This is a genomic window from Ensifer sp. SL37 (genome assembly GCF_026672675.1).
Taxonomy (GTDB): Bacteria; Pseudomonadota; Alphaproteobacteria; order Rhizobiales; family Rhizobiaceae; genus Ensifer; species Ensifer adhaerens.
The window spans coordinates 1,400,446-1,407,500 of sequence record NZ_JAPPRN010000001.1 but is presented as its reverse complement, the minus strand read 5'-3'; the positions used below and the strand labels follow the sequence as shown (position 1 = coordinate 1,407,500).

Genomic DNA, 7,055 nt, shown 5'->3' with positions numbered 1-7,055 from the left:
TTGCGGTAGCCGGAGATGCGGCTGTTGACGACGAACTCCTCGCGCCAGAACTGGGCGCCCTCCTCCGGGCGCTCGCGGCCGCTCTCATAGATCATTCGGATATCACCGCCGGCGCAAAGCCCGCGCTCGCCCTCGCCGGTGACAAGCACGGCAGCGACCGCCGGATCGTTCTCGAATTCGGTCAGGGCCGCCGCGATTAACCGGATCATCGGCACGTTGAGGCTGTTCAGCGCGCGCGTGCGGTTCAACCGGATCCGGCCGACCGCGCCCTGGCGCTCGACGATCACTTCCGGTGCTGGCGTCTGCATTTCCATGAGCGGTCTTTCCCGTTTCTGGCCTATTTCCGGCCGATAAGCGAACGCGCCACGATGAGGCGCATGATCTCGTTGGTGCCTTCCAGGATCTGGTGCACCCGAAGGTCCCTGACAATCTTCTCGACGCCATAATCGGCGAGATAGCCATAGCCGCCATGAAGCTGCAGCGCGTCGTTGGCGACGGCGAAGCAGCGGTCGGTGACGAAGCGCTTGGCCATGGCGCAGAGCTTCGTCGCTTCCGGGTCGCCCGCATCGAGCGCCGAAGCGGCACGCCAAAGGAAAGTGCGGGCGATTTCGAGATCGGTCGCCATGTCGGCGAGACGGAACTGTAGCGCCTGGAATTCGCCGATCGCCTTGCCAAAGGCGCGCCGCTCCTGAACGTAGGCCAGCGCCCTTTCGAAGGCCGATTGAGCACCGCCGAGCGACGCGGCGGCGATGTTCAAGCGACCGCCATCGAGCCCGCCCATGGCGATCTTGAAGCCGTCGCCTTCGCCGCCGAGGCGATTTTCAGCGGGTACGCGCACGCCGTCGAGCATGACGGCGCGGGTCGGCTGCACGTGCCAGCCCATCTTCTTCTCGTTGGCGCCGAAGGTCAGGCCCGGCGCATCCTTCTCGACGATGAAGGTCGAGATCCCCTTGGGGCCGTCTTCGCCGGTGCGCGCCATGATCACATAGAGGCCGGATTCACCGGCGCCGGAGATGAACTGTTTCTGGCCGGTCAGCACATAGCTGTCGCCTTCCTTGACCGCCTTTGTCTTCAGCGCCGCCGCATCCGAACCGGAACCGGGCTCGGTCAGGCAGTAGCTCGCGAGCACGTCCATAGTCAAAAGCTTGGGCAGCAGCCGCTGGCGCTGCTCGTCGGTGCCATAACGGTCGATCATGCCGGCGCACATATTGTGGATCGACATGAAGGAGGCGACGGCGGGGCAGCCGGTCGCCAACGCCTCGATGATGATCGCAGCGTCTAGCCGGGTCAGGCCCGTGCCGCCGACATCGTCACGGACGTAGATGCCGGCCATGCCGAGTGCGGCGGCGCCGCGCAACGTGTCGACCGGAAAATGCTTCTGCTGATCCCAGTCGATCGCGTGAGGGGCAATCTCGTCGCGGGCGAAATCGAGCGCCATCTGACGAATGGCCTCCTGTTCCTCCGACAGGCGAAAATCCATATGCATGTCCTCCCTGACCGCATAGTCGAGCAATTAGGGCCTAGTTACACCAAACCTCCGGCAGGCCCATATGCAACTTCTCACAGGGTCTGTTCAAAAATGAACAGACAAGCCCAATCAGTTCTCACTTAGACGATACGGCAGAGCGCCGCGTAAGTCATGATCCACAATCAGGCGACGCTTCAATGGCGGTACGGCGCGGCTGGCGCATTTCGTGCGCTCGCAGATGCGACAGGAAATGCCGATCGGATCGAAGGCGGCGCGGTTGCCGAGATCCATGTCGTCGGCATAGACGAAAGCATCGGCGTAGGAGATCTCGCAGCCGAGTGCCAGCGCATAACGCGGCTGCGCGGCGCGGAAACCGCCTCCACCCTTGGTGATCTGGGTGGCGAGACACAGGTAGCGCACGCCGTCAGGCGTTTCGGCGAGTTGCCGGATGATCCTGCCCGGAGTCTCGAAGGCCTGGTGCACGTTCCAGAGGGGACAGGCGGCACCGAAGCGGGCGAATTGCAGCTTCGCGGCGCTGTGGCGCTTGGTGATGTTGCCGGCACGGTCGATGCGGGCAAAGAAGATCGGAATGCCCTTCTGTCCCGGCCGTTGCAAGGTCGAAAGACGATGACAGACCTGCTCCAGCGAGGCGCCGAAACGGGCGGCGAGCAGCTCGATATCGTGCCGCAAGTCGCGGGCGGCCTTTGAGAACGCCTGATAGGGCAAGATGAGCGCACCGGCGAAATAGTTCTGCAGGCCGATGCGGCAGATCTCATAGGCCTCTTCGGTGCGGAAACCGGCGCTGCCGGCCACCCGGTCGATCTCCTCGCGGGCATGAAGCTGGGCGATCTGCAGGGCGATCTGAAAGTCGCGCGTCGCCGGCGGCGCGTAAGGATTGAGCGTCAGGATACGGGCACGCGGATCGAAGCGACGGATCGCCTCGTCGCCGGCAGCACCGCGCACAACACGGACGCCATGTCGTTGCTCCAGATAGCTTGCAAGCGCTGCATGATTGTCGCCTTCGCCGAGCCCGAGTTCGCTCGCCAGCCGCTCCGCGAGTATATCAATCTCGTGGATGTAGTTGTCGACGAAATGGAAGAAGTCGCGCACTTCCTCATAGGGCGTCGTTTCGACGAAGGGGCCGCCGCGGCCGATGGTGTCGTCGATGCTCGCAAGCTGTTCGCTGTTGCGGCGGTAGGCCTGGTGGCAGGTGATCAGTGCATGCGCCAGGCCTGGCGCGTTCTGGGCAACGAGCTTCAGCTCCTGCAGGCTCGCCGAATAGGTCTCGAACAGGGGGTCGCTGAGCGCTTCGGAGAGCGCCGAAAGCAGGCGATCGCCCTCCCCGGTCGAAAGCTCGGCGATGTCGATCTGGAATTTTTCGGCGAGCGCCAAAAGCACCGCCGCCGAAACCGGCCGCTGGTTGTTTTCGATCTGGTTGAGATAGCTGGTGGAAATACCGATGCGTTCAGCGAACTGACCTTGCGTCGCCTTGTTCGCTTCCCGCAATTCCCTGACCTTGCGGCCGATGTAGAGCTTGCCGATCGCCATGTTTGCAACTTTGCAATTTACGTTTCACAAAATACTCTATTTCACATTTGCACATGAAGAGACGTTTTTCCATGCCGTCTTCGACGCTATTGCGAAGCTCGAAGCGCCTCTGCACAATCGTTGAAAAAGCCGGGCATCAAAAAATCGGGAGGGCACCATGCGCGCCATACTAGAACAGGTCGAAGCCCGCAGGGCGGAAGCAAGAGCCGGCGGCGGCCAGCGGCGGATCGATGCCCAGCACGGCAAAGGCAAGCTGACGGCGCGCGAACGCATCGAGGTGCTGCTCGATGAAGGCTCCTTCGAAGAATACGACATGTACGTCACGCACCGCTGCGTCGACTTCGGGATGGAAGGCCAGAAGGTCGCGGGCGACGGCGTCGTCACCGGCTGGGGCACAATCAATGGCCGCCAGGTCTATGTCTTCTCCCAGGACTTTACGGTGCTCGGCGGTTCGCTGTCGGAAACGCATGCGCAGAAGATCTGCAAGATCATGGATATGGCTGTTCGCAACGGCGCGCCGGTCATCGGCCTCAACGACTCGGGCGGCGCCCGCATCCAGGAAGGCGTGGCTTCCCTTGCCGGCTATGCCGAGGTCTTCCGCCGCAATGCCGAAGCCTCGGGCGTCATCCCGCAGATTTCGGTCATCATGGGGCCCTGCGCCGGCGGCGCCGTCTATTCGCCGGCCATGACCGACTTCATCTTCATGGTGCGTGACTCGTCCTACATGTTCGTGACCGGGCCCGACGTCGTAAAGACCGTGACCAACGAGATCGTCACGGCCGAAGAACTCGGCGGTGCGGGCACGCACACGAAAAAGTCCTCCGTCGCCGACGCAGCCTACGAGAACGACATCGAAACGCTTGAGCACGTGCGCCTGCTCTTCGATTTCCTGCCGCTCAACAACCGAGAGAAACCGCCGGTCCGTCCCTTCCACGACGACCCGGCGCGGCTCGAAATGCGTTTGGACAGCCTGATCCCCGATAGCGCCACCAAGCCCTACGACATGAAGGAACTGATCCTTGCGCTCGCCGACGAAGGTGATTTCTTCGAGCTGCAGCAGAGCTTTGCCCGCAACATCATCACCGGCTTCATCCGCATGGAGGGCCAGACAGTCGGCGTCGTCGCCAACCAGCCGATGGTGCTTGCCGGCTGCCTCGATATCGACAGCTCGCGCAAGGCCGCGCGTTTCGTACGCTTCTGCGACGCCTTCTCAATCCCGCTCCTGACGTTGGTCGACGTGCCCGGCTTCCTGCCTGGCACCGCGCAGGAGTATGGCGGCGTCATCAAGCACGGCGCCAAGCTGCTCTTCGCCTATAGCCAAGCGACCGTGCCAATGGTGACGCTGATCACCCGTAAGGCCTATGGGGGCGCCTACGACGTCATGGCCTCCAAGCACATCGGCGCCGACGTCAACTATGCCTGGCCGACCGCCGAGATCGCCGTGATGGGCGCCAAGGGCGCAACCGAGATCCTCTACCGCTCGGAACTCGGCGATGCCGAGAAGATTGCCGCGCGCACCAAAGAATACGAGGAGCGCTTCGCCAATCCGTTCGTCGCCGCCGAGCGTGGCTTCATCGACGAAGTGATCATGCCGCATTCGTCGCGTCGCCGCATCGCTCGTGCCTTCGCATCCTTGCGCAACAAGCAGGTCGATGTCCGCTGGCGCAAGCACGACACGATCCCGCTCTGATGGAGGCGACGATGGAACGGGAGCCGGAACGCGTAATGACACCGGAAGAGGCCCGACGCGACCACTGGCAGATGCTGCGCTACATGACCGTCAACGCGCTGATCGGCGTTGCGATCGGGGCCATAACGGCCGGCGTGCTGATCTGGCTCAATATCGGCGCGGTCGGCACGCACATCATCCGCTCGACGAGCCCGGTGCTCGCAACCCTTATGGTCGTCGTGCCTTTCGCGTTGCTCTTTGGAGGTGCTGCTGCAGCATCCTCGATCGCGCTTCTGCCCTATCGCCGCAAGTTCAAACGCTGACGCGCAGTCTGGATTTGAAAGAGAAACAAGATGTTCAAGAAAATCCTCATCGCCAACCGTGGTGAAATCGCCTGCCGCGTCATCAAGACTGCGAAGAAGCTCGGCATCGCGACGGTCGCGGTCTATTCCGACGCCGATCGCGACGCGATGCATGTGCGCATGGCGGATGAGGCGGTGCATATCGGCCCCTCGCCCTCGGCGCAGTCCTATATCGTCATCGACAAAATTATCGATGCGATCCGCAAGACCGGCGCCGATGCCGTTCATCCGGGCTATGGCTTCCTTTCGGAAAATGCCGCCTTTGCGCAAGCCCTGGAAAAGGAAGGCGTTGCCTTCATCGGCCCTCCGGTTGGAGCCATCCAGGCGATGGGCGACAAGATCACCTCGAAGAAGCTCGCGGCCGAAGCGGGTGTCTCCACGGTTCCGGGCCATATGGGTCTGATCGAGGATGCCGACGAGGCGGTTCGGATCGCCGGTTCGATCGGCTATCCCGTCATGATCAAGGCTTCGGCCGGTGGCGGCGGCAAGGGCATGCGCATCGCCTGGAACGACCAGGAGGCACGCGAAGGCTTCCAGTCGTCGAAGAACGAAGCGAAGAACGCCTTTGGCGATGACCGCATCTTCATTGAGAAATTCGTGACCGAGCCACGCCATATCGAAATCCAGGTGCTCGGTGACAAGCACGGCAATACGCTTTACCTGGGCGAACGCGAATGCTCGATCCAGCGACGCAACCAGAAGGTCATCGAAGAAGCCCCCTCGCCCTTCCTTGATGCCGAGACCCGCAAGGCCATGGGCGAACAGGCGGTCGCGCTCTCCAAGGCCGTCGGCTATCATTCGGCCGGTACCGTCGAGTTCATCGTCGACGGCAAGCGCAATTTCTACTTCCTCGAAATGAACACCCGCCTGCAGGTGGAGCATCCGGTGACCGAGCTCATCACCGGGCTCGATCTCGTCGAGCAGATGATCCGTGTTGCGAGCGGCGAAAAACTGGCCTTCGGCCAGGACGACGTAAAGCTCAATGGCTGGGCGATCGAAAGCCGGCTCTATGCGGAAGACCCCTACCGCAATTTCCTGCCGTCGATCGGTCGGCTGACGCGCTATCGTCCCCCGGTCGAGGGCAGACGCGAAGATGGCACGGTGACACGCAACGATACCGGCGTCTTCGAGGGCGGCGAGATCTCGATGTATTACGACCCGATGATCGCCAAGCTCTGCACCTGGGGGCCGGATCGCAAGACGGCAGTCGATGCCATGGCCGATGCGCTCGATCAGTTCGAGGTGGAAGGCATCGGTCACAACCTGCCGTTCCTTGCAGCCGTCATGCAGCAGCAGCGGTTCCGAGAGGGCCGGCTGACCACGGCCTATATCGCCGAGGAATTCGCCGACGGCTTCCACGGCGTTGCGGCCGACGAGCAGTCGCTTCGCAAGATCGCAGCCGTCGCCGTATCGATCAATCAGGTGCTGCAGGAGCGCGCCAGCCAGATCTCCGGCACGATCGGCAATCACCGTCGCATCGTCGGTCACGACTGGGTGGTCAGCCTCGGCGATCACAACTTCGCAGTCACCGCCGGCGCGTCTGCCGATGGTGCCTATGTCCGATTTGCCGACGGCGCCTCGGTTACGATCGCCGGTGACTGGGCTCCCGGCCGCACCCTTGCCACCTTCAACATCGACAATGAGCCCTTGAGCGTCAAAGTCGATCGGGTTGGAACCGCCATCCGGCTCCGCTGGCGCGGCATCGACACCATTGCCCACGTCAGAAGCCCGCGGGTTGCGGAGCTGGCGCGGCTGATGCCGAAAAAGCTGCCCCCGGACACGTCGCGCATGCTGCTCTGCCCGATGCCGGGTGTCATCACCTCGGTCACGGTCAAGGCCGGCGACACCGTCGAGGCCGGGCAGGCTCTTGCCGTGGTCGAAGCGATGAAGATGGAAAACATTCTGCGCGCCGAAAAGAAGGCCGTGGTCAAGCGCGTGGCGGTCGCCGCCGGCGCCAGCCTCGCGGTCGACGAACTGATCATGGAATTCGAATGATGGCGACGGCTGT

The 7,055-nt window shown here is 62.7% G+C and carries 6 protein-coding genes (1 of these 6 running past the window's edge); 3 read left to right on the top strand and 3 right to left on the bottom strand.

Translation table 11 applies throughout. The annotated features are described in order from the left end of the window. From OVA00_RS06375 to OVA00_RS06365, 3 genes are all read right to left on the bottom strand, one after another. On the bottom strand, positions 1-314 hold the beginning of the coding sequence (locus OVA00_RS06375) for an enoyl-CoA hydratase/isomerase family protein (RefSeq protein ID WP_029742746.1). Its footprint begins 745 nt before the window's first position; only the first 314 of its 1,059 coding nucleotides appear in the window; the start codon lies at positions 312-314; its stop codon lies off the left edge, out of view. A 23-nt stretch (positions 315-337) separates the two neighbouring features. Continuing rightward, a complete protein-coding gene (locus tag OVA00_RS06370; RefSeq protein ID WP_029742745.1) occupies positions 338-1,480 on the bottom strand; it encodes an isobutyryl-CoA dehydrogenase in 1,143 nt (380 codons plus the stop codon). A 117-nt stretch (positions 1,481-1,597) separates the two neighbouring features. Further along, positions 1,598-3,016, bottom strand: a complete 1,419-nt coding sequence (locus OVA00_RS06365) for a helix-turn-helix domain-containing protein (protein WP_268088368.1) — start codon at positions 3,014-3,016, stop codon at positions 1,598-1,600. Between the two features lie 157 nt (positions 3,017-3,173). Here OVA00_RS06365 and OVA00_RS06360 point away from each other — a divergent pair, with 157 nt between their 5' ends. The 3 genes from OVA00_RS06360 to OVA00_RS06350 are packed head-to-tail and all read left to right on the top strand — an operon-like array spanning position 3,174 to position 7,042. After that, positions 3,174-4,706, top strand: coding sequence for an acyl-CoA carboxylase subunit beta (locus tag OVA00_RS06360; RefSeq protein ID WP_029742743.1), 1,533 nt, complete (start codon positions 3,174-3,176; stop codon positions 4,704-4,706). An 11-nt stretch (positions 4,707-4,717) separates the two neighbouring features. Further along, positions 4,718-5,008, top strand: a complete 291-nt coding sequence (locus OVA00_RS06355) for a hypothetical protein (protein WP_029742742.1) — start codon at positions 4,718-4,720, stop codon at positions 5,006-5,008. 30 nt (positions 5,009-5,038) lie between these two features. Next, positions 5,039-7,042 (top strand): acetyl-CoA carboxylase biotin carboxylase subunit, encoded by a 2,004-nt coding sequence (locus tag OVA00_RS06350; protein WP_029742741.1) that lies wholly within the window; start codon positions 5,039-5,041, stop codon positions 7,040-7,042. Positions 7,043-7,055: the final 13 nt, after the last annotated feature.